The sequence below is a fragment of the Chryseobacterium arthrosphaerae genome, assembly GCF_001684965.1.
Taxonomy (GTDB): domain Bacteria; phylum Bacteroidota; class Bacteroidia; order Flavobacteriales; family Weeksellaceae; genus Chryseobacterium; species Chryseobacterium arthrosphaerae.
In genome coordinates this window covers 84357-108641 of sequence record NZ_MAYG01000001.1, presented here as the reverse complement: position 1 = coordinate 108641, position 24285 = coordinate 84357, and the positions used below count along the sequence as shown (strand labels likewise).

19 protein-coding genes and 5 tRNA genes are annotated in these 24285 nt (G+C 39.5%); 1 reads left to right on the top strand and 23 read right to left on the bottom strand.

Annotated features, from left to right (window positions below):
• Position 1: 1 nt before the first annotated feature.
• The 6 genes from BBI00_RS00480 to hutH all read right to left on the bottom strand — a co-directional run bounded on the left by BBI00_RS00480 (position 2) and on the right by hutH (position 10534).
• Complete coding sequence (locus tag BBI00_RS00480; protein WP_065396917.1) at positions 2–3346, bottom strand: WGR domain-containing protein; 3345 nt, start codon at positions 3344–3346, stop codon at positions 2–4.
• A gap of 44 nt (positions 3347–3390) precedes the next feature.
• Complete coding sequence (locus BBI00_RS00475; RefSeq protein WP_065396916.1) at positions 3391–4905, bottom strand: retron St85 family RNA-directed DNA polymerase; 1515 nt, start codon at positions 4903–4905, stop codon at positions 3391–3393.
• A 521-nt stretch (positions 4906–5426) separates the two neighbouring features.
• Positions 5427–5500: transfer RNA gene (locus BBI00_RS00470), tRNA-Asp, on the bottom strand.
• A gap of 205 nt (positions 5501–5705) precedes the next feature.
• On the bottom strand, positions 5706–7697 hold the full coding sequence (locus BBI00_RS00465; RefSeq protein WP_065399561.1) for a urocanate hydratase: 1992 nt from the start codon (positions 7695–7697) through the stop codon (positions 5706–5708).
• Between the two features lie 12 nt (positions 7698–7709).
• The gene (hutI, locus tag BBI00_RS00460; RefSeq protein WP_065396915.1) at positions 7710–8975 is read right to left on the bottom strand and encodes an imidazolonepropionase; all 1266 of its coding nucleotides are present in this window, start codon (positions 8973–8975) and stop codon (positions 7710–7712) included.
• Positions 8976–8986: 11 nt separating this feature from the next.
• Positions 8987–10534 carry a histidine ammonia-lyase gene (hutH, locus tag BBI00_RS00455; protein ID WP_065396914.1) on the bottom strand — a complete coding sequence of 516 codons (1548 nt, stop codon included), beginning with the start codon at positions 10532–10534 and terminating at the stop codon, positions 8987–8989.
• 77 nt (positions 10535–10611) lie between these two features.
• On the opposite strand from hutH, the gene BBI00_RS00450 reads away from it, so the two are divergent.
• Positions 10612–11499: a LysR family transcriptional regulator gene (locus tag BBI00_RS00450; protein WP_065396913.1), complete on the top strand. Its 888-nt coding sequence runs from the start codon at positions 10612–10614 to the stop codon at positions 11497–11499.
• A gap of 167 nt (positions 11500–11666) precedes the next feature.
• On the opposite strand, the gene BBI00_RS00445 is transcribed toward BBI00_RS00450, so the two are convergent.
• The 17 genes from BBI00_RS00445 to dapB all read right to left on the bottom strand — a co-directional run bounded on the left by BBI00_RS00445 (position 11667) and on the right by dapB (position 24253).
• A tRNA-Asp gene (locus BBI00_RS00445) sits at positions 11667–11740 on the bottom strand.
• Between the two features lie 32 nt (positions 11741–11772).
• A tRNA-Asp gene (locus BBI00_RS00440) sits at positions 11773–11846 on the bottom strand.
• A 33-nt stretch (positions 11847–11879) separates the two neighbouring features.
• Positions 11880–11953: transfer RNA gene (locus BBI00_RS00435), tRNA-Asp, on the bottom strand.
• Positions 11954–11986: 33 nt separating this feature from the next.
• Positions 11987–12060, bottom strand: a tRNA-Asp gene (locus tag BBI00_RS00430).
• Positions 12061–12189: 129 nt separating this feature from the next.
• Positions 12190–12507, bottom strand: coding sequence for a thioredoxin (trxA, locus tag BBI00_RS00425; protein WP_027374941.1), 318 nt, complete (start codon positions 12505–12507; stop codon positions 12190–12192).
• 85 nt (positions 12508–12592) lie between these two features.
• Positions 12593–13768 carry a cysteine desulfurase family protein gene (locus tag BBI00_RS00420; protein ID WP_065396912.1) on the bottom strand — a complete coding sequence of 392 codons (1176 nt, stop codon included), beginning with the start codon at positions 13766–13768 and terminating at the stop codon, positions 12593–12595.
• A gap of 2 nt (positions 13769–13770) precedes the next feature.
• Positions 13771–14238 (bottom strand): hypothetical protein, encoded by a 468-nt coding sequence (locus BBI00_RS00415; RefSeq protein ID WP_065396911.1) that lies wholly within the window; start codon positions 14236–14238, stop codon positions 13771–13773.
• A 24-nt stretch (positions 14239–14262) separates the two neighbouring features.
• Positions 14263–14850 (bottom strand): HAD-IB family hydrolase, encoded by a 588-nt coding sequence (locus tag BBI00_RS00410; RefSeq protein ID WP_065396910.1) that lies wholly within the window; start codon positions 14848–14850, stop codon positions 14263–14265.
• A 4-nt stretch (positions 14851–14854) separates the two neighbouring features.
• Positions 14855–15580: an SDR family NAD(P)-dependent oxidoreductase gene (locus tag BBI00_RS00405; protein ID WP_065396909.1), complete on the bottom strand. Its 726-nt coding sequence runs from the start codon at positions 15578–15580 to the stop codon at positions 14855–14857.
• The gene (locus tag BBI00_RS00400) at positions 15580–16899 is read right to left on the bottom strand and encodes an FAD-binding oxidoreductase (RefSeq protein ID WP_065396908.1); all 1320 of its coding nucleotides are present in this window, start codon (positions 16897–16899) and stop codon (positions 15580–15582) included. The genes BBI00_RS00405 and BBI00_RS00400 overlap by 1 nt, the downstream gene beginning before the upstream one ends.
• Positions 16896–17783, bottom strand: a complete 888-nt coding sequence (locus BBI00_RS00395; protein ID WP_065396907.1) for a decaprenyl-phosphate phosphoribosyltransferase — start codon at positions 17781–17783, stop codon at positions 16896–16898. The genes BBI00_RS00400 and BBI00_RS00395 overlap by 4 nt, the downstream gene beginning before the upstream one ends.
• 195 nt (positions 17784–17978) lie before the next feature.
• On the bottom strand, positions 17979–18668 hold the full coding sequence (locus BBI00_RS00390) for an OmpA family protein (RefSeq protein WP_065396906.1): 690 nt from the start codon (positions 18666–18668) through the stop codon (positions 17979–17981).
• 25 nt (positions 18669–18693) lie between these two features.
• Positions 18694–19185: a lipocalin family protein gene (locus tag BBI00_RS00385; RefSeq protein WP_065396905.1), complete on the bottom strand. Its 492-nt coding sequence runs from the start codon at positions 19183–19185 to the stop codon at positions 18694–18696.
• A 124-nt stretch (positions 19186–19309) separates the two neighbouring features.
• Positions 19310–21016: a S8 family serine peptidase gene (locus BBI00_RS00380; RefSeq protein WP_065396904.1), complete on the bottom strand. Its 1707-nt coding sequence runs from the start codon at positions 21014–21016 to the stop codon at positions 19310–19312.
• A 73-nt stretch (positions 21017–21089) separates the two neighbouring features.
• Positions 21090–21713, bottom strand: a complete 624-nt coding sequence (locus BBI00_RS00375; RefSeq protein ID WP_376786448.1) for a WbqC family protein — start codon at positions 21711–21713, stop codon at positions 21090–21092.
• 60 nt (positions 21714–21773) lie between these two features.
• Positions 21774–23417 carry a signal peptidase I gene (lepB, locus tag BBI00_RS00370; protein ID WP_065396903.1) on the bottom strand — a complete coding sequence of 548 codons (1644 nt, stop codon included), beginning with the start codon at positions 23415–23417 and terminating at the stop codon, positions 21774–21776.
• Positions 23418–23551: 134 nt separating this feature from the next.
• Complete coding sequence (gene dapB, locus BBI00_RS00365) at positions 23552–24253, bottom strand: 4-hydroxy-tetrahydrodipicolinate reductase (RefSeq protein WP_065396902.1); 702 nt, start codon at positions 24251–24253, stop codon at positions 23552–23554.
• Positions 24254–24285: the final 32 nt, after the last annotated feature.

The window sequence follows — 24285 nt, the reverse complement described above, 5'->3', positions numbered from 1 at the left end:
CTTAAGAGATTAATTGAAGATGGACATTCAGTTGAGGATAGATCATTTTCAGTTCAGAAATAATATCAATGCATCTGGATTTATCCTGAATGGCTGTGGTTGCTGACAAATCGTCTAAAATACGGCTGACAATCTCTGCGGATTCTGCACTTTTTCTTCCTTCATTTTCAAGAAAAGTGAAAATCCTGTTTTTGGCAGTTCTTGACCTGTTGACCCTTGAAAGCACTGAACGGAAATAAAAGTTTAGCTCTTTCAGTTTTTCAGGGTTGTCTGTTGCATATTCTTCAAGATAGGAGGTCACAAACAGCTGTATATTCTGGCTCGGATGCTGGCTCAGTTTGGTAAGATATTCCATTCCCTGTTCTTTTTTGAAGAATTTCATAATAAGATTTTTACCAAAACTTTCCACATCAGAACGTACGGAATCTACAATTCCAACCAGGCAGTCTGTGTCCCAGTCTTCATCGGTGAATTCGTTTTCGAAAAAGTGAAATGCAAAAGCCCTGCTGTCATCCCATTTCGCATCCAGAATTCCCAATGCATGATTACGGTCAGATTTTATCCGTTCAACGTTATTTTTGTAAAAGTTCCAGGACCATTGTCTTACTGCCAGAAACTCATGATTGGCCAGAGCAATGACCTGCTTCAGGCTGAACCGGCTGTCATCCTTTACTTTTTTCAGCAATTCAAATCCGAAAAGCCGGTTTTTTACACTGTTGGCAAATACTAATCTGATCAGCCATTTTACCGGAATGGCACCGTTGTATTTCGCTGCCATTTTCTCAAGATAATCTCTGAATATCTGATGGGAATTTTCAAATTTCTGTTCGATCATTAATACGTCAAAAAGTCTTTCAGTAGTTTGCAGCTGAATTTCAGACTGTGATTCAAACTGATCGTTCAAAGCAAGGATTCCTTCTGCAACTTCCTGATAACCGGTAGAAAGCAACTGAAGAATCTGCTGCCAGCTGTTGCCGGTTTCTTCTTTCGGATACTGCTTTAAAAGACTAAGCCCGTTTTCCCTGATGGTTTTATTTTCATTGTTTAACAGCAGTTCGATGATTGAAACAGGTATTTCCGTAACAGGGTATTTCCGGGATTTGGAAAGGAGGATTTCACTGGCCAAAAATCTGTTATTATTCAGCGGTGAAGTCAGTAATTGGGCAATAATGTCCCAGCTGATCTCAGAGAAATTGGACGAAGCCGTTATTTTAAGTTTTTTGGTAGCAGCTTCGGCAATTCTGTTGTTTTCTTCATTATTTTCCAGCGCAATCAGTTGAATGATTACTTTTCCGAGCACTGCTTTCTGCCTGTCTTCCGGTAAAGATGCTTTTTGCAGTAGATTATTGATAAATTCATTGGACTCTTTGCGTGAATTCATCACCAGAATCGTCATAAAATCTGTGGAAGAAAGAAAATACTGGGTATTATTTTCAATATTCACTTTCGCCCAGTTTCTAGCTTTTTCGTTTCCGGAAACTAAAATCTGTGCTACCCAACTTTCGTTCTGTCTCAGTTCCGTCTCTCTCTTCATCAAAGCATCGAAGCCTAACCTTTGAGGATATTCCGAAGATTTGTTGAGCAGGCGGATCATCATTTCCGGTTCGATTTTTTGCAGCAGATTTTTATACTCAGGATGAACGGAAAGGTTTCTGTAAGCGAATTTCATAACCAGATCCATTTTTGCCTGCATCAAAAGCTGAACATAAGCTTCCGGCATTGCATCCCAGAATTCAGGATACAATTCGGATCTGGAATAATTGGATTCAACCTCAATTGATGGTGCCTCTTTCTTCGGTTGAATATCGGCAGTTTTCTCTTTATTGGAGCTGAAAATATTTTTAAATGTACTGATGATATTCTCTAAAGCTCCTTCCTGCTGTTTTTTAACAGAAGTATTTTCTGAAGAAGCCTGGTCATTATCTGTACCTGATTCTATTTTTGTAACTCTATTTTCCTGATAATAATATTCTGAACTCCAGAATTGTTCTTTTTTAATGTAAAACTGAAGTTTGGCATCCATTTTACGGGTCTTATCATTCCCGAAAAGGATGGTTGTAAGAAGTAAAGACTGATAACACTCAGGGAAATCAACGACTGTATAATGATATCTGCTGCTCTGCCAGTCATAATTTCCGTATACGCTTAATGGTCTTCTGACCGCAGGGGTATAATCTGAATTGGAATACTGTATCAGGGCATTGACGGCAAACCTTAAATATTCTTTTGCTTTATTCTGTTTTCCAAGATCTTTTAAATAATAAAAACCGTTCTTCTGAAAATAAAGTTTGGTAAAATTTGAAAATGCCAGCCTGCTTTCGTTATTGGAAAGCTCTTTTCTTACATTCACATAGCCACCGAAATCATAAAAGTACTGCTCCTGATTCCATGATTCTTTATCAAGGCTGACCGTTCGGTTGAACATCGGTCTTTTCTTTTCGAACAAAAATGAAAGCATTCCCAGAATCTGTGCATCATCTCTGAAACGGGCGAGCTTATATATTGCCCGGATGTTTCTGAAATAAGGAGCTTCAAAAGGAATCTGCCAGAGAAGGTTTTCAATAACCTCAACCAGGGAAGGATAGGCTTTTGACAGCAGATAAAGAAAGGTCAGCTCATCTGCTTTTTCTTTTTTGCCGAATTTCTCAGCGTAATGTTTTTTTAAGCGTTCATAATCACCTTTATCAATAGCATACCGTATGTCGGCTGGTAAGCTTTCCAGTAATTCTGAAACGGTCTTTTCCTGTTCCGAAGCTTCATTGATTGTCAAAAGAGCATCAAAAGCAACGTTCCGGATATACTGTTTATGTCTTGTACTGTGTGCAATGCTGTGAAGAAGTCCTGATGCCTGGGTGATTTGTAATGTTCTGATGGCAAAAATGGAAGCATACAGCTGCATTTCGTCTCCTTTAGTTGCCAGTTTCAGAATATAAGGCACCGATTCTTTAAATTCCATTTGGGCTGCTTTCCAGATCACACGGGAAGTTTTCCACTCTGTTTTGAAAGAATTGATTCCCTGTGTGGCATCTTCCAGGCGTTTCAATATAACGCCTTCAGTAGAGTTCATATTCACAGTTTCCAATGACGGAAGTTCTACAAATACTTCTACTTCTGACTGGTATCCTTTATTTCGTTTTTCTTTTTCGAGCTGGTCAAAAATGCTTTCAGCTTTTTCTCTTGAAACAAATTCAGGAGTTTTACTGCCTTCTTTCAACGCAGCTCCCCGTCTTCCGTAACGGAAATTGACAATAAAAGCATCGGGATTGATTTCACAGAGATCGATTTCGTAAACTTTATCCGATTTTCCCTCGTGGAAAAAGAGCTTGGTCTGTTTGATGATTTTCATCTATCTTATGGCTTAAGATGTTGTTATTAGGTATTGGGATCAGGCTAAAAAATATTCCACCAATCTGTTTTGTCTTCTTTTGGTGCTGCTATTTCTTCTTTACGTCCGGGAACTTCAATTGTTTCTGCAGTTACCGGAATTATTTTTACAGTCTCCGTCATCGGCTTACCGTGTTTTGCAATAATTGCTTTTAATTTTTCATTAAAGGCTAAAGCTTTGGAAGGGTTTACCATATTCACAAAATTGATATAGCCTTCTATCGCATTGATCAGATGAAATGCTTTTCCCCAGGTCTGGTTCTGCCATCCATTGACTTCAATATTATGTAAAAGTGCCCTGAACTTTCTCAGCTTCTTCCTCTCAACATTCAGTTTTTCATTCACCACAATGCCCGTCACTTTCTGCTGATGCTTCTTTCTCATGATATGAAGCTTATCAGGATGCACAGTGAAGTTTTCGTCGCTGATCACCTGTTTTACGAAATATAAAAGCTTATTTATGTTTTGATCATTGGCCTGATGCGCAGAAAAAGTAAGATCATCTGCATAGCGTGTATATACAAATCCTAATTTACCGGCCAGCCCCTGTAATCTCTTATCCAGCTTATAAACAATAAGATTGCTTATTGCAGGGCTTGCAGGAGATCCCTGAGGCAGGAACCTTTCTCCTTTATGAACGAAATATTTAACTCCGTCCAATAAAACTTCTTCTGTGTGAGCCTGGGTACAGGCTAATGCAAAAATAGTCGCCAGCTGTTCCGAATAGCCCAGTTTCACAAACAGCCCCTTTACCCTTTTATAGCTGATTGAAGGAAAAAAATCCTGCAGATCTATATTGATGATGATATCTTTCCCAAGATGCGGCTCTGCATTGGTAACGATTGATTTTTGTGCGGTGAAGCCATGAACAGTTTCTCCTACAGGGATTTTATTTAAAATATTCTCCAGAATCCATTGCTGGAAACCTTTCAGCTGAGACTTCGGGGCAGAAATTTTTCTTTTTCCTCCCGATTTTTTTGAAATTTCAAAAGTGTGGTAATGAGATTTTTTTGAAACGCTCCTGTGGAAGGCAAGATACCTGATAACCGAAAGACTGAAACCTGATTTTCGGCTGAAATCTGCTATGCTTTCAAAAGCAGGAAGTGAATACTGTTGTAACTTTTCCCCGTCAGAATCTGTTTTATGAAGTCCTTTTGAAACATTTTCACCAAGATAAATAATCTGCTGCTCCTGTAATTTCTTCCAGTGATCCGCTTTATCCTGCCGTTTCTGTTCATTTTTTTGTTTGGTGACTTCTCTTTTGGCTTTTGCTTCCTGCATCCGTTTTTTACGCATTTCACGAAGCATCGCTTCCTGGTTGCCGTACTTTCTGTTTTTCGCCAGTAATTCCTGCAACTCCTGCTGTAAAACAACTTCTTTCTGTATCAGTTGTTCCGGTAAGGAAGGTGTAGAGGTCTCCTGCCAAAAACCAAGCCTTTTCATTTCCTCCAAAATATAACTGTCTTTGGAAGATGCTTTTATGCGGTCGTAAATCTGTTGTCTGCTGAGATTTTGTGACATTGGTTATGTGTTTTTTTATAAATAAAAAGCCCTACGATTGAATAGGGCTTTGTGTGTGATAAACCTTCGTATCTTCTGAGAACTATATCTATCAACTCCAGAAATGGTACTAGTGTGTATCTTTATTTTCCCGGAAAATGAACTGAAAAGGTACATACTAGTACCAATTTCACCATTAAAGATAGTATGTAGTGCAGTATGCTAAGCAATTTTACATCGATGACGAAACATCATCATTTCTTAAAAAGAAAAGCAAGGATCTATCTTTTCCAAATATATAAAAAAAATGATATGGTACCAATAAGAATTGAATTCTTTGTTTTTTTCCTTAGAATACATTTTAAGAATCAGGATCAGAATTTGAAACTATATTAACTTCTTTGCGTTTTTTATAGTTTATTTTATCTGATCCCTTTTTGCTCAGCTCAGTTTTTTACGCCTGATTGGAAAAGTATCTCCGAAATTAAGAATTGAAAAGGTCAAAAACGAAAAAAAGTCTTCTGAAAACAGAAGACTTTTTGCGATCCGGACGGGACTCGAACCCGCGACCTCCGCCGTGACAGGGCGGCATTCTAACCAGCTGAACTACCGGATCATAAAAGGATGAGCATTAAATTTTCCTCCTTTTTTAACTGCTGCAAAGATATCACTTTTTTTATTTTCCACCAATTAATACTGATGATTATTGGGGATCTTTTCATAAGCAGCAGATTGTCAAATATAAAAATTTCAAAAAAAATCAGCCCGGCACGTTTCTGTTGCCGGACTGATAAAAAATATGAAGTCTACTCTCCATATTCTTATTTCAGAGCCTGCTCATCCACTGCATATGGAAGAGTGACCGTTAAGGAAGGTGTTCTTTCCATTTCCCGTTTTATAGCAAATATTGCTTCTTCATTTCTGGCCCAGCTTCTTCGTGCAATGCCGTTATTTACATCAAAGAACAGCATATCCTGAAGTTTTGTCCTAGCAACATCCGTTCCGTCAAGCACCATTCCGAATCCTCCATTAATTACTTCTCCCCAGCCCACTCCTCCTCCATTGTGAACAGATACCCAGGAAGCTCCCCTGAAGCTGTCTCCTATCACATTATGAATGGCCATATCAGCTGTAAACCTGCTTCCATCGTAGATATTACTGGTCTCCCTGAAAGGGGAATCTGTACCGCTTACATCATGATGATCTCTTCCTAAAATCACCGGAGCTGACAATTTTCCTGACTTCACAGCTTCATTAAATTTCAAAGCAATTTTTGCACGGCCTTCAGCATCAGCGTATAAAATTCTTGCCTGTGAGCCTACAACCAAAGCATTGGATTCTGCCTCGGCAATCCAGACGATATTGTCCTGCAGTTGCTGCTGTATTTCTTCTGGGGCATTGGCTTTTATTTCCTGCATCACTTCTCTGGCAATCTGATCTGCGATTTTCAGATCTTCAGGTTTTCCTGAGGCACATACCCATCTGAATGGTCCGAAACCATAATCAAAGCACATCGGCCCGAGAATATCCTGAACATAGGAAGGGTATCTGAAACGGGTACCTGTCTCATCCATGATATCAGCTCCCGCTCTCTCAGCTTCCAACAGGAAAGCATTTCCGTAATCGAAAAAGTAAGTTCCTTTCGCGGTATGGGCATTAATGGCCTTTACCTGTCTGACAAGTGATTCCTGAACATGTTTTTTATACTGACCGGGATCCGCAGCAATCATATGGTTAGCTTCTTCAAAGGTCAATCCTGCCGGATAATAACCTCCTGAAAAAGGATTATGGAGTGAGGTCTGGTCTGAGCCGATATGGATAAAAATATTTTCTTTATCAAAGCGCTCCCATACATCAACCACATTTCCGATATAAGCTAATGAAACGGTTTCTTTGCTGAACCGGGCAAGGTTTACACGGTCTACCAGCTCATCTAAGCTATCAATCAGTTCGTCTACCCATCCCTGACTATGTCTTTTTCTTGCAGCGCTTGGATTTATCTCTGCACAGACGGTAATACAGCCTGCTATATTTCCTGCTTTGGTCTGCGCTCCGCTCATTCCTCCCAGGCCGGCTGTTAAAAATATTTTCCCCTGTACTTTTTCTCCATTGGAGAGCTTTTTCCGGAATGCATTCATTAAGGTAATAGCAGTTCCGTGTACAATTCCCTGCGGGCCGATATACATATAGGACCCCGCTGTCATCTGCCCATACTGGGTCACGCCGAGGGCACTGAATTTTTCCAGATCAGCTTTTGAGGAATAATTGGGAATCATCATACCATTACTCACTACTACTCTTGGTGCAGAAGGACTTGATGGGAAAATTCCCTGTGGATGGCCGCTGTAAATGTTGAGGGTCTGTTCATCCGTCATTGTGGCCAGGTATTTCATGGTCAGGAGATATTGGGCCCAATTCTGGAAAACCCCGCCATTACCGCCATAGGTAATGAGCTCCTGGGGGTGCTGGGCCACTGCCGGATCAAGGTTATTATGGATCATCAGCATAATACAGCCGGCATGCAGGCTTTTAAAAGGATATTCTTCTATGGGGCGGGCATATATTTCGTAATCGGGCATGAAACGGTACATGTAAATTCGTCCATAGGTTTCCAACTCTTCTAAAAACTCTACAGCCAGCTCTTTATGCCATTCTGTAGGGAAATACCTCAGTGCATTCCGCACACTCAATTTTTTTTCATCATCGTTTAATACATCAGCTCTTACAGGGGCATGATCTATTTCTTTATTGTATTTCTTAGGCGCCGGAAGGTGTTCCGGAATTCCCTGCAGTATTTGTTCTTTAAAATTCATCATATTTTCGATTTAGTTAGATGTAATTATTTGTTTCCCTTTTTTATAAACATATTTGGGTTTTAATTTTCCCTGGTGGTAAAAAATTTCATGGTAACTATGGGTTTCAAACAGGTTAAAGTCTGCCAGCATACCTGCTGCAAGCCTTCCTCTGTCCTTCAGTCCTAAAGCATTTGCGGCACGGTAAGTAATCCCGGCAAGAACTTCAGCATTGGAAAGTTTTTCAAAAGTTCCCAATACGGATGCTGTACAAAGCAGATCTCCTATTGGCGCCGAACCGGGGTTCCAATCACTGGCAATAGCTACTGCCAGACCTGCATCAAGCATTTTCCTGGCTGGCGTAAATGAGCATCCTAAACCTATGGAAGCTCCGGGAAGAGCTACGGCAACTACATTACTTTTGGCCAGTATTTCAATTTCAGCATCTGTACTTGCTTCCAGGTGATCAGCACTTAATGCCTGAAATTCTACTGCCAGAGCACTTCCTTCACAGGTAAACTGATCGGCATGAACTGTTATATCGAATCCCATTTCCTTTGCTCTGGTCAGATAGGGCTTAATTTCTTCATTTCTGAAGGCATTTTCTTCAATGAATACATCCACCCGGTTAGATAGCTTTCCGTTTTTGATGACGGGGAAAAGGTTTTCAATGATATCATTCAGGTAAGCGGAGCGGCTTTCAGCATCTTTTGGCGGAATATGAGCTGCCAGACAGGTAGGTACAAGATCAGCCTGTGTATTTTCATTGGCCTGCTGAATTGCATTCAACATTTTCAGCTCCTCCATTACACTCAGCCCATAGCCGCTTTTTACTTCTATAGTAGTCACTCCTTCCGCTAAATGTCTTTCTGCACGTTGTATGGTTAAATAAATCAGTTCATCCAGAGTTGCCTTCCGGGTACTGTTTACGGTATCCCATATTCCGCCACCGGAAGCACTGATTTCAAGATAGGTTTTACCTGCATTTCTCATCCGGTAATCGTTCGACCGTGTTCCGGCAAAACATATATGAGTGTGGGCATCTATAAAGCCCGGTACACAAACCAATTCATCCGTTAGTTTTATATGGGCCGCATTTAATTTTTCCGCTTCTTTTCTAAGTATATCATAATCATCTACACGGTATATAGTGTCTTCTTTTAACAGAATCGCTGCATTTTCCAAAGCCACAATTTCTTCATCATGTATGGCTCCCTTATCTGGTAACCCGGCCAGTGTAATCAGCTGAGCAAAAGGGCCTATGAGGGAAAAGCCTGTATTTATATTTTCTTTTTTCATCATTTGTTTTTTTAAAAAAGATGATCCTGCTCTATTGATACGGCCTCCTGTGCAACTTTCAGAAGGGATCCGTCTTTCACCATATCGATTGTGACCTGCATCATATCATGCATAATCTGGTCTTCTTCAATGTGGGCTACTTTGGAGCGTACAAAACGGTGAACTGCTTCCAGTACTTTTCCAGGCTTTAAAGGAGCATGGTAATCCATGGCCTGAGCGGCACAAAAAAGCTCGATACCCAGGATTTTTTCAACATTTTCAATGACCTGATGTAATTTGCGGGCCCCTATTGACCCCATACTTACATGATCTTCCTGTCCCAGAGAAGTTGGAATACTGTCCGCACTTGACGGGAAGCACAATCCTTTATTTTCACTGGCCAAAGCAGCAGAGGTATACTGTAAAATCATCAATCCTGAGTTCAGGCCTGTTTCCTTCATCAGCAGCTTTGGTAATCCCGGAGTATTTCCTTCAAGGGAAAGATAAATTCTCCTGTCACTGATGTTTCCAATTTCAGAAGCAGCCAGGCAAGCATAATCCAGGGGTAGGGCAATAGGCTGTCCATGGAAATTTCCTCCGCTTATCGTAGATGTTTCACTGAAAACAACCGGATTGTCTGTAACGGAATTGATTTCAATTTCCACTGTTTTTTTAAGGTGGGCATAAGCGTCCCGGGATGCACCGTGCACCTGTGGGATACATCTCATAGAATAGGGATCCTGAACTTTTGAACAGTCAGCATGGGAGCGTACAATTTCAGAGTTTTTTAACAGTGTCCGGATATTGGACGCTACTTCTATATTTCCGGTGTAAGGTCTCAACTGGTGGAGTTTTTCATCAAAAGGTTTTTCAGAGCCTTTTAAGCCTTCTATCATCATTGCGGAAATAATATCTGCATTGGTAAGCAGGTTATGAAGTCTTTCTACTGCTTTCACCCCATGAGCCGCCATAAACTGTGTCCCATTGATCAGTGCCAGACCTTCTTTTGCACTCAGTGAAAGCGGTTCTACATTCTGTTCTTTTAAAAAGGTACCTGCGGGAATTACTTCTCCTTTGTAATACACTTTCCCCAATCCGATCAGTGGAAGGAACAAATGGGATAAGGGAGCGAGATCCCCCGAAGCCCCTACAGATCCCTGCTCCGGAATTAAAGGGATAGCATCCGTTTCAAGATGCCAGATCATACGGTCCAGGGTTGCTTCCTGAATTCCTGAATATCCTTTTGACAGGGCATGAAGCTTTAATACCAACATTATTCTGGATAGTTCCACATCAATAAACTTTCCGACCCCTACTGCATGGCTTTTTAAAATGTTGCTCTGAAGTTTACGGGTATCTTCAGATGAAATCATGGTGGTGCATAAGGGGCCAAAACCTGTATTAATACCATACACTGCTTTACCGGACTGCGCTATTGTTTCTACATACCGGCTGCTTTTCCTTACTTCTTCCCTGCTGCGGTCATTTAAAATCCCTTTCAGTTCGCCCCTGCTAATGGCTAAGGCCCTGGAGGCTGTGAGCATATCAATGCCGTAATTAAAACCGTATTCTTTATTCATATCATTTATAATTTGAATCAAAAATAATAAGTATATTTAATACTTAATAATACCATTTACATCATTAATCAATAACTATGAGTTATCAGATAGAACTTAGACATTTGAAATATTTCCAGGTTTTAAGCAATGAGCTGAGTTTCCGGAAGGCTTCCGAAAAGCTTTTCATATCACAACCAGGGCTCAGCCGACAGATCAAACAGATGGAAGAGATATTCAATGTGACCTTATTTAACAGAACCAAGAAAAAAGTAGAATTATCCGAAGCCGGGCTTTATCTGAAAAAGGAAGTGGATTTTATTTTTAATCATTTAATCAATATCAAAGAACAGCTTGAAAATATCAGCCAGGGCAGACAGTCTGAACTGAGAATCGGTTTTCTGGGTTCTGCTGCAGAAAAGATTATTCCCGACTGTGTTGTAAAACTGAACCGGATCTATCCTGAGATCAGAACTGTTCTGCAGGAGATGCCCAATAAGCTGCAGGTAAAGCTATTGGAAGACCATCAGCTGGATATCGGGTTTGTAAGGTTGCAGAATATTCCTGAAGGTATTTCAAAGCATCTTATCCATCAGGACAGTTTTTCTTTGGTTCTTCCTAAAAATCATCCTATTGACAATATAGATGATGAGACTTTTAAGAGTTTATATAAAGAGTCTTTCATTTTCTTTTCGAGTGAGGACAGCCCCCATTACTTTGATGTTATCATGAGTATTTGTGAAGATCATGGGTTCCGGCCAAAGGTGTTTCATAAATCCATCAATGCGCTGACTATTTACAAACTTGTGGAGGAAGGGTTGGGAATAGCCATACTGCCTACGTCTCTGCAATATGGTTATGATCTGAATGTAAAATTTCTGGAGCTGAATTATATTTCCCAAAAAACGGAACTTTATATGGTATGGAAAGAATCTAACAGAAATCCTATACTAAAAGACATTATAAATTACCTTACTGAAAATTAATGTGGTCAATTTTGAAAGGATCTGCTCCATTGAATCATCATGGATATACAGATTGCTGATCCTGCTGCCAGATTGATTGGCTGTTATAAAAATACAGGAACCGGATGGTTTTGATTTCCGAAAGGGCATAAATAAAAAAAAATCTTCTATTTCTAGAAGATTTTTTGCGATCCGGACGGGACTCGAACCCGCGACCTCCGCCGTGACAGGGCGGCATTCTAACCAGCTGAACTACCGGATCAATTTTTTTAAAGTAAATTGAGAAAACTTCTGCGATCCGGACGGGACTCGAACCCGCGACCTCCGCCGTGACAGGGCGGCATTCTAACCAGCTGAACTACCGGATCAATTTTTTTAAAAAGAAATTGAGAAAACTTCTGCGATCCGGACGGGACTCGAACCCGCGACCTCCGCCGTGACAGGGCGGCATTCTAACCAGCTGAACTACCGGATCAATTTTTTTAAAGTAAATTGAGAAAACTTTTTGCGATCCGGACGGGACTCGAACCCGCGACCTCCGCCGTGACAGGGCGGCATTCTAACCAGCTGAACTACCGGATCATTATTTTTTAAAAGAACGTCGTTTCTTTTTCGTGGTTGCAAAATTACACCTTTTTTTATTACCTGCAAATTATTTTCAAAAAAAATACCTTCCAAACACGGAAGGTATTCATTATCACAATTGTTTTTTTACAAGTGAGCGCTTAATTTTTCAGCGATTACCTCTTTTGGAGCTACACCTACTAATTTATCTACTACTTCTCCGTTCTTAAAAATAAGAACTGTAGGGATATTTCTGATACCATACTGCATCGAAATTTCCTGGTTGTTGTCCACATCTACTTTTCCTACTACTGCTTTCCCTTCAAAATCTGATGCAACTTCTTCGATGATTGGTCCTAAAGTTCTGCAAGGTCCGCACCATACTGCCCAGAAGTCTACTAATACCGGTTTGTCTGATTTTAAAACCGTATCCTGAAATGAGCTGTCTGTAATTTCTAAAGCCATTTTTGTTTCTTTTATTTTAATTAATATTATTTTCTTGTTTTCCCCTTTATTGAGTCTTCAAAATTACGATTTTTACATCATAAGACTATCTATGCTCAACATTAGTTTTTTCTATAGTGTAATCACTTGAAATTTCCTTTAAAGCTGTCACCAGTGTATCAATGTCTGCTTTAGTCGTCATATGGCTGAAAGAAATACGTAATGGCGTACAGTGATCCATTTCATCCTCAGAAAGTACCATCATCATTACCATTGAAGGTTTTGACGCTCCTGAAGAGCATGCACTTCCCTGAGAAATTGCAATTCCTTTCATATCCAGCTGAAGTCCGATCAGCGGGTTTTTGTATGGCAATAAAGCGCTCAGAACAGTGTAAAGACTGCTTTCCTTCTCAGCACTTCTACCGTTGAATTTAATGCCTTCCACTTCGGCTGATAATCTTTCTATAGCATACTCTTTGATGCTCTGCATATGCTGTGTATATTCGTCCATATGCGTCAGCGAAAGTTCCAAAGCTTTCCCAAGTCCTACAATACCGCTTACATTTTCTGTTCCGGCTCTGAGGCTTCTTTCCTGAGGTCCTCCGGTAATGATCCCTTTAAGGCCCGTTGCTTTTCTGATAAAGGCAAATCCTGCTCCTTTAGGCCCGTGGAATTTATGGGCACTGCAAGAAGCGAAATCTACGGGGATATCAGAGAAATCAAGATTCATATGAGCCATGGTCTGTACGGTATCTGAATGGAAAAGCGCATGGTGTTCCTTGCAAAGTTCCGCTACTTTTTTAAGGTTTATCAGATTCCCGATTTCGTTATTGGCATGCATTAAGCTCACCAATGTTTTTTTATCTGAAGCTTTTAAAAGCTCTTCTAATTTGTTAAGATCAATATCTCCCTTTTCGTTCGGGCGGATATAGTTTACTTCTACTCCTTTTCTGGCTTTCATATCCAGAATACTTTCCGAAACACATTTATGTTCCAGAGGAGAGCTGATGATCCTTTGTACGCCAAGATGTTCTACGGCGGATTTAATGATCATGTTGTTGGATTCGGTTCCACAGGAAGTGAAAATGATCTCAGCAGGAGTTACATGAAGATAGTCTGCAACCTGTCTTCTTACATTTTCAATAAGTATTTTTGCTTCCTGGCCAAAGCTGTGCGTTGAAGACGGGTTTCCGAAATTCATCTTCATAGTACCCACCATTGCATCTATAACTTCTTCTGCAAGCGGAGTGGTTGCGGCATTATCTAAATATACTTTATCCATTATTATTTTGAATATTTTAATTCTACGGAGGTAAACTGATACTCTGCGGGAACAGCGAAAATAATCCAGGGATTGGAGATCACCTGAATTTCCATTTCACCGGCAGGTTCCCCGGCCGGGACTTCTACATACAGGATGTTGTTTTTCACGGATACATTTCTGATTTCTGTGACTCTGTGGCTTCCTGATCTGAAGCTGCCCAAGTTGTAGAGTATAACTTTTTTATTCTTCGGAAATTTCGGATAATCAGTAGCCGGTTCTTTTCCAAGATCTACCCATCCGAATCCCGTTTTTATCGTGTTACGAAAATCTTTCCCGTCTTTAATGATTCTGAAGCCGGGCTGATCTGCCCCACCCTGAGATTCCGAAACAAGAAGTTCTGCTTTTTTCTGCATAGGAGATTCCTTTTGAGACGGTACATTCGTACAACTCATCAGGATGATCATCAAAGCAAATAACAGACTTTTCATTTTTTACACTTTTACCTTCCAAAATTAATGAAAAAATTGGTAATGTCCCTCATTTGCCCATTTCAACATTGGCCGATCCCCCGAAGTATCACCAAATGCGATAATTTTATCATATTTGGAATCGTTGATTTCAGCTTTTATTCTTACCAGTTTTTCTTTTCCGTTACAGTTTTTGCCGATAAAGTTTCCTGTGAAAACACCGTTCTTAAACTCGGCCCGGGTAGAAACAAGATGCATTTTCAGTTCATCGGCAAAAGGTTTTACCCAGATATCCAGTGAAGCGGTAACCAATAAGCTCTGTGTATTATTCCTATCGATATTTTGTATAAAGTCCAGGGCATTTTCCCTTACGATTTTAGGGTAATGCATTTCAAAAAACTGTTTCGATTTCTGCTCGATCTTTTCCTGAGACTGTCCTTTTAAAATAGAACCGATAAAGCTTTTCTTCACTTTTTCCGTTTCGGCCAGTTTCAGCTTCAGCAGGATGAAGAGCGGTACATGTCTTAAAAATTGTATCCGGTATTTTGTAGAATCGTAGAATTTAAGATACATAAACATGGTATCCTTATACGTCAGTGTTCCGTCAAAATCAAAACAATACAATTTTTTCATTTTTTTAAAGCTTTAATTTTTTGAATATAAATTCAGGAATATTACTGATGATCAACATGATAATACTCCAGACAGGCAAAACATAGGCCACATTATTCTGCTTTTTAAAAGCTTTGTAAATGCATGCGGCAGCCTGTTTCGGTGTAGCGGTCAGTTTAGGATTCAAAGGAAGCCCTTCTGTCATTTTGGTAGCCATAAAACCAGGCTTGATGGTCAGAACATGTACTTTTTTATCAAAAAGATAATTCCTTAAACCACTTAAATAAGCTGTAAAAGCTGCTTTTGCGCTTCCATAGATAAAATTACTCTGTCTTCCCCGATCTCCTGCCACTGATGAAAGCCCGATGATCGTTCCGGACCTTCTGCTTTCAAATTTATGGGCAAAATAGTTCATCACCGGTACCAGCTTTGAATAATTGATATCAATGATCCGCTCGGTATTCCTGTTATCATACAATCCTTCTTCTGTTCCTTCGCCCAAATATCCTACGGCACAAAATAATACATTTGAATTGATATTATCAAATCTATTATAATCAATTTCTTTGGTCAGATCGAGTTCAATGACTTCAGCCTGCTGCAGAAACTTCACATCAATATGCCTTGCAAACCTCTCTGTAGTTTCCTTATTTGAGGTAAAAAGATAGATCTTTTCAAATTTTTCTCCTTCCTGAAGTGCTTTTTCCACAAATGCCTGTGCCACTTCAGATGTACTTCCCAGAACGATCATTATGAGTTGTTGTTTATGATTCTTTTGTGCTGTAAAGACACAAATTTAGGATTTTGAATATTTTTCAGATAATTGGTCAGTGAAGACCTGCTCATGCTGTCTTTGGTAAGATAGATTCTTCCGCCGAATTCCTGTACGATAGCATCCAGCTGATCTACCAGTTTCTTCAGTTTTGAATTGACTTTAAAATCCAATGCCAGCGTATATCCTTCCACAGGAAATGAATTGTACGCCTGCGGATTGTTTTTCCCGAAAAGCTTCAGCACTGCCAGGAATGATCCGTTTCCGCTTTTGGCAATTGTTTCCAGGATTCTCTTCATTCCTTCTTTTCCTGCTTCTTTGGGAATTACCATCTGATATTGTATAAAACCTGATTTTCCGTAGATCTTATTCCATTCATTGATGGCATCCAGAGGATAGAAGAATGTTTCGTAGTCAATAAAATTTCTGACTTCTTTCTTAGATTGTTTTTTATAATACAGCCAGTTGAATATTTTCACCGTCAATGCATTCAGTACAAATCCGGGAAAATAGAAAGGAACAGTAGGCTGAAGTTTTTTCTTCAGTCTTAAAGGGGTTTTTCCCATACTTTGAGGAAGCTCGTGCTGAAAGGCATGTTCTCCTCTCATCAGAATACTTCTTCCGATATTTTTTCCTTTCTGAAGACAGTCTATCCAGGCCACCGTATAAGTCCAGCTTTCACTTTCATCAAAAAGCTGAAAGATCTCATCCAGGTTTTCAGCCTTGATGCTTTCCTGACGGATGTATGCAGACTCTATATTTTTAAGCTTAAATTTTGCTGTAAGGATAATTCCGGTAAGCCCCATTCCTCCGATGGTAGCCCAAAACTTCTCTGAATTTTCGTCTCTGGAACAGGTGATGATCTCACCATTTTCAGTCATCAGTTTAAATTCAATCACATATTCTGAAAAGCACCCTTCAGCATGGTGGTTTTTACCATGTACATCTGAAGCAATGGCTCCGCCAACTGAAATAAATTTTGTTCCCGGAGTTACATACAGGAAATATCCCTGCGGAACAGCAATCTCCAGAACATCAGAAAGAAGGACTCCGGATTCACATTCTATCACTCCGTTCAAACGGTCGAAACTGATGAACTTATTTAATTTTTTAGTAGAAAATATGGACTCTCCCAACGAAGCATCTCCGTAGCATCTTCCGTTTCCTCTTGCTATAATTTCGTTATGATTGAGTACAAATTCTTTTATCTTTTTGAAGCTGTCCTCAGATCTCATTTCTTTTTCCACTACCGGGAAATTTCCCCAGTTTGTAACTTTCTGTGTGAAATTCGGCTTCATTTTTTAAAGTAAATTTGAATTAAAAATGTGGCGACCCAAAGTAATAAAGTGACCTGAATATAACGGTCTCTGTATACAATTTTGGTTGGAGATTCGGTTCTGTTGTACACCAGTGTCTGCTGCAGATATCTCAGCAAAGCAAACACAACGAAAACTACAGTATAGAAGACTCTTTGATGGAATCTGGCCTGAACCTCCGGCGACAGGGTAAACATCAGATAGCAGACGATAGCCAGGGTAATGGAAATAGACAGTGCAATATCTGCAAACTGAACATTATACCCATCCAATGCCTTCCTTGTCTTTCCTGAAACCTGTGCATTGATCAGCTCTCCCCTTCTTTTTCCGATGGCCAGAACCAGTGCCAGTACAAAGGTCAGCAGAATAGCCCACTGCGAAATGCTGATCCCTGTAATATAACCGCCGGCCAGTACTCTGAGTACAAAGCCTATGGCAATGATAAAGATATCAATGATAGGAACATGCTTGAGTCTGAAAGTATAAGCAAGGTTCATCACTACATAGAAAGCTATGATGGTGGCGAATTTCCATAACGGCTGATGGAAATAGAGCTGAGCCAATAATACCAGTACAATATCTGTGATGACAAGGCCTATAAGAATTCCTATTGCTTTTGATTTGGAAATCGCCCCGCTTGCCAGGGGTCTTCTTCTTTTTTCAGGATGTTTCCTGTCTGCTTCAATATCATTATAATCATTCAGAATGTAAACCACACTTGCAGCAAGTGAGAATATGACAAAAGCGAAAATACTTTCGACAAGTAAATTAAGGTTGGTAATATTACCTGAAAAAAACAGAGGGACAAATACAAACAGGTTCTTCACCCATTGTTCTACACGCAGTAGCTTTAAATATTTCTTCATTTATGTTATTTCTTCCGAAATTTTTATTTGTTTTTAATGGTTGCAGGGGGCCTTCATCATTTTTTATGTTATGTAAGGGATTTCAAATCATAAAGGTTTAAGGTACAAAAATAATAAATTCAAAATTTCCAGCATAAAAATACAAAAAAAACCGCCGGGGCGGTCTTTTACGAAAATATTTATATGTTAAATTAATTACTGCCCTTGTTTGGCATCGTTAATCATTTTCTCATTTGCAGTAATAGCGAATTCAACTCTTCTGTTTTTAGCTCTTCCTTCGTCAGTATCGTTACTTGCAACCGGCATATTTTTACCTTCACCTTTTGTAAACATTCTGCTGCCTGCAATTCCTTTCCCTACCAGGTAAGATTTTACGGCATCAGCTCTTCTTTGAGAAAGTGCCATGTTATAAGCATCTTTACCTACGCTGTCTGTGTGTCCGTAGATATTGATATTGGTATCCGGGTTATCAGCCAATACTTTGGCTAATTTATCCAGGTTGGTCTGAGCAACAGAAGTAAGGTTTGAAGAGTCGAAAGCAAAGTTTACAATACTTTCATTCATGGTCACTTTAATACCGTCACCTACTCTTTCTACCTGAGCTCCCGGTAAAGTTTCTTTGATATCTCTTGCCTGTTTATCCATCTTGTTACCGATAACGTTACCTGCAACACCACCGATAATACCACCCAATACAGCTCCAATCGCTCCATTTCCTCCTTTTCCTACATTGTTACCAAGAATACCTCCTAGTACTGCTCCTGAAGCAGCACCTACGGCTGTACCTCTCTGTTGGTGGTTAGAATTCTGAACCGCTTCACAGCTTGTCAATAATAAAGCTGATGACAAGAAAAGGGCTCCTACGTATGTTTTATTAAATTTCATTTTTTCTGATCTTTATGTTGATAAATTATTTCATTCCTGTTCTCTCGAAGTTGTAAACAACTTTTACATTTTCTCCTTCAAACGGAACATCCTGCTCAAGTGAAAACTGATCGGTAGTCTGCTTGATCAGTGTCAGGGTATATCCTGCTGTATTTTGTTTTGCTTTAGTACCTGAAGCAATCTTTTTAAACATAAACGTATTACCGTTTTTCACTTCAAATTTGATAGGCTGGGTAATTGCCGGGCAATTTCCACCACCGTTTAAAGTATACGCCCCTGTCCAGTTGTTAGGAATCAGTCTCCAGTGACTTCCTACGAAACATTGTGCATCTGCACCTTCATCAAAAGGTTTGATTTTATATCCTTTTTCGTAATCTACGCTCACGATCTGCCAGTCTCCCTTCATGGTAAGGAAGTCTGCTCTTTGATTTTGAGATGTAGCTGCTTTATTCACAGAGGAACAAGACACTGCAAAAAGTGATGTTCCCAACATCCCTGCAAGTAGTAACTTTTTCATTTTGTTGTTTATTATTTTGTTACTATAAAGTTACAAAAAACCGTGCCAAAATTGAAAATAAAAAATAAAAAGTCCGAAAAAATTCGGACTCTTTATGGTTTCTCCTTAAACACAGGAAGATAAATTATTTTTTAACAGCCTTTTTTACGGATTTGACTTCGTTGGCTCTACGTTTTGAAGGTTTAGCAGTATCTGCGGATCCTTTCCCGTTGTAGAAATGAGTATAGGCATATTCTGCTGCTTTTTTCAGGTCGATAACCCCACCAGCCTGCGACTGATCTGTGAATCCGTTTGCCGTGCTCGGATTGCTGCTCTTTACAAGAGATTCAATAATCTGATCAGGTTTCAGCTCGGGCATATAGGCCAGCAGGACGGCTGCTGCTCCTGCTACAACCGGTGAAGCCATTGAGGTACCCTGAAGGTATTTGTATTCATTTTTTGGTACGGTAGAATAAATTTCTTCTCCCGGAGCAAAAACATTCACCATTTTTTTATTGTAATTGGAGAAGTCAGCTCTCAAAGCATTATTCTTATTGGTACTTGCCCCTACAACAAGAACGTTGCTTACAAATGGTTTTTCGTCAGAAATGTTCTTAAAGTTGGTAGGATATGCAAGGTGCTCTGCCACATCTTCGTTTTCATTACCGGCAGCCTTTACTAAAAGAACGCCTTTATCTTCAGCATATTTGAAAGCATCCCATACTACATTTTTGCCTGGTGATACGGGTTTTCCAAAGCTCATATTCAATACTTTAGCGCCATTATCCACCGCATATCTGATAGCGTTGGCAACGTCTTTATCTCTTTCATCTCCATTCGGAACAGTTCTTACGGTCATGATTTTTGCCACTTTGGAAGCTACACCATATTGTATTTCTTTTCCCTGCGGAAGACCTGCAATAATACCTGCTACGTGGGTTCCGTGCTCTGCATCCGGTCCTTCATAATGGTTGTTTCCGTAGATCTTTTCAGAGTAGTCATCATAGTTATCTCCCACAATTTCTTTTCTAGGATCATAAGACAGGTCATACTGTTTGGCAGCAGGAGCAAAATGATCTATTGCCTCTTTCATTTCGTCTTTCATCTTTTTCTCGAAGTCAGCGGCAGATTTTCCGTTAAACTCCGGGCTTGATGAGATCTGGTTCAAAAAGTCCAAAGCAATAGCATCCCTCTGATCTGCAGGTGCTTTAATCGCTCTGATTGTTTCTGCAGTTACAGGTTTTCCTGCCAGCAGTTTTACCATATTTGGAATCAGCTCATTCAGCATAGAATAGGTCTGGAAATTCTGCTTAGCCTCAATACTTTTTTTGCTGAAAAGATCTTTGGCTTTCATATACATGTCAAACTCCTCCTTCATACTCGCCTGGTTGGCTTTGTTCTTTGCAGAATCAGTACCTTCAAAAACCGGTTTATATTTAGCAACCACTCTTGTCACCTCCATATTGTCGATATCAATATCTCCGTTTTTTCCGCCTATAAAGTTCCATCCGTGTACATCATCAATATATCCGTTCCCGTCATCATCTTTACCATTTCCCGGAACTTCATTAGGATTCGTCCACAGGTTTTTTACCAATCCCGGGTGGTCTACCTGTACACCACTGTCTAAAACGCCGACAATCACTGTTTTGGGCTTCAGACCTTTAGATTCTAAATATTTATAAGCATTTGCCGTATTCACTCCATATACTTTTGAAGCAGAGAAATCCTTATGATACCAGGTCATCAGATCTTTATCTTCTTTGGGATCAATACTTTTAGCTTTAGACTCCTGTGCAAAGGAGAAATTAAAACCTGCTAAAAAAACTGCAGCTAATAATACCTTTTTCATATGTTGATATTTAATTTTAAAAGTCATACACCCACCAGTTTTATCCGTTTTTAAGGGGATCAACAGTGATTTACTATGATGACTGTTTTATTTTTTTAATATAAGAAAGCGACTCAGGACCTTTGTTACAGACAAGATCCAGAACCGATAAATCTTTCAAAAATCCAAATTTATCTGAGAAAGTCTGGTAATATTCTTCCATTTCAAATTCTGAAGGGTGTTTTGCTGAGAATTTTTCTCTGAAACTGATACCTTCCGGATTTTTGATATATTCTACATTCAAAGAGTGTGCCTTTTCTGTTTTCAGTATCTGTTGGATGATCTCCAACCCTTTAAGGTTAAAATCCAAAAGAAACTTTTCTTTCATATCGAAGATCTTTCTGAATTTATCTTCATAGTATTCGAAATAAGGAGAGCTTTGATAAGCGGTCTTGATCGACTTCCAGTGAAGGGTTCTCCAGTCTTCTCTGTACGAAATCTCAATATCTTTCATTTCCCTTTTTCCATTATGGTTCATAGGGATGATCAGCGACAGTCTGCCATTGGCTCCATAGATATTGGCTCTGTTTCTATAGGTCTGCTTTGGAAAGTTTTCAAACTGTTCAAATACAACGTCATTTTCAGCATCCAAAAACACTGAAAACCATGAAACCGGTGGTAAATAAAATACCGGTAATAAAACATTCTTCATATTCATAATGCAAAAATGAAGTATTTTTTCAAATACTTCATTCTATTTTAAGTTTAATTTTTTCTATTAATCGTTTTCGGTTTTATTCTTTCTGAACAATTTCACGAAATACTCCCATCCGAAGAACAGTATCAGGATCATTGCTGCAATCCACCAGTACGAGGTTTTATTGGCTTCTCCTGTGTTTGTTGCTTTAAACATTCTGTCCCAACGGATCTTGAATGGCGCCTGATACGTAGAACTGCTGTCTGCAAAGGCTCCCTGAAGGCTCATCCATGTAAACATCGGTTTTCCTACGATGTTTTCTTCCGGAACAAAACCAAAGAATCTTGCATCTAAGGAAGCATCCCTGTTGTCTCCCACCATCATGTAATAATCCTGCTGAATGGTATACTGATTCGCTTCTTTTCCGTTGATGAAAATTTTTCCGTTCTTTTTTTCCAGACTATTATGTTCGTATTCTGAAATAATCCACTGGTACATCGGAAGGGTTTCATTGTTGATCGCTACCACATCCCCTTTTTTAGGAATTCTTACAGGACCGTACCAATCCTGATTCCAAGGTTTGTTGACAGGGAAGATAGACTGAGTGGTATCAATTTTAGTTTTGGCTTCATCTCTGTAATAAATGGCAGCTTCTCCTTTCGGGGAAACTTCTTCTTTCATATCAATTACCTGAGAAAGCTCTTTAATTTCTTTCGCTGTTTTATCTGTCAGCCCCTGGAAAGCGTAAAGATATCCTTTATCTGTCTGCACTTCCTGAACCGGCAAAAAGCCGTATGTATTATATAATGAAGGAATATCCAACTGGCTTCCTGTAGTTACAATATATCTGTGCTGAACTTCCTGGTCCCCTAAAACGGTTTCCGGTTTGCCATTCACAAAAAGTCTTCCGGCTCTCATTTCGAAAGTATCCCCTGCTGTAGCCACACATCTTTTTACGTACGGATCTTTTCTGTCGATTGCTGTGTGTACGGAATCCTGAGGATAGTTGAAAACTACCACATCATTTTTCTGCGGCTTATTGAATTGTAAAATTCTTGTGTAAGGCAGCTTTACTCCGTCTACATAAGATTTCGGGTCATCTTTAGGATTTCCTTTCTGTCCGGTATCCATAATGGTTCCCTGAAGGAAAGGTATTGCTACAGGACGCATGGGTAATCTGTATCCATAGCTCCATTTGTTGACGAAAAGGAAGTCTCCTACCAGCAATGTTCTTTCCATTGATCCTGTAGGAATTCCGAACGGCTGTGTTACAAAAACGTGGATGATGGTTGCAAAGACAACAGCAAAAGTAATAGATCCGATAAAGGTATCTTTCTTTTTGTCATTTTTCTCTTCATCGGTAAGAAACAGGTCATTGGCATTTTCATCTTCCAGTTCCACATCTTTAGAATAGTTGATCACTGCCATATAGATAAACGGGAGGATCACAGTAAGGATCTGATCCTTGAAAAGTGTTTTTCCGAACTTCTTCACCAGGTAAAGATGAAAAACAGACATCATAATGGGTCCTACGATCGGAAGATATGAAAGAATAGCCCACCATTTCGGGTGTTTTGTTTCTTTAAGAATAATGAAATAGTTGTAGAAAGGTATAAAAGCCAATAAAGGGCTATACCCCATTTTCTTGAACAGCTTCCAAGTTGAAATCCCCATCAATACAGATAAAATGAGGACATACACTGTATAAGTTAAAAAATAATTCATAAATTTTTTGTGCCTATTCTTATGATATCAATGATAAATGATGAGTAATAAATGATCACAGCAGTTCGCTATTTACAATTCACTATTCATCATTTTCTGTTTATTTGTCTGCAATTTACAGAATTTGTTACAAATTAAAGCCCCAAAACGTCTTTCATTCCGAAGTTTCCTTTTTTATCTTTGATCCATTCGGCAGCGACTACAGCTCCCAATGCAAATCCGTTTCTGTTGAAAGCAGTATGTTTGATTTCAATCTCATCTACTTCACTTCTGTAGAATACGCTGTGGGTTCCCGGAACTTCATCTTCACGAACAGCGAAAATACCAAGCTGCCTGCCTTCTGTTTCTTCCAGCTTCCAGGCATCAAACTTAGGATTATTTTCTATAATACCTTCAGCAATGGAAATAGCGGTACCGCTAGGTGCATCTTTTTTATGGATATGGTGAATTTCTTCCAGCTGGCAAGAGTACTCGTCCACGTTTTTCATCAGATCGGCAAGCTTTTCGTTTAAAGCAAAAAATAAATTCACTCCTAAACTAAAGTTGGAACCATATAGGAATGCCGTATCATTTTCTACGGCCAGTTTTTCTATTTCTTGTTTTTTCTCCAGCCATCCTGTCGTTCCGCAGATTACCGGAATTTTATTTTCAAGACATGCTTTGATGTTATCATAGGCAACTTCCGGCAAAGAGAATTCAATCACAACATCCGGATTGTTAAGATTTTCAGCAGTTGGAGTTTCCTTCAGGCGGGCCACCACCTCATGACCTCTTTTCTGTGCGATCTCATCAATGATCTTTCCCATCTTACCATAACCCACTAATGCTATTTTCATAATCTTTTTTATTTTTTAATCCTGCATTTTCC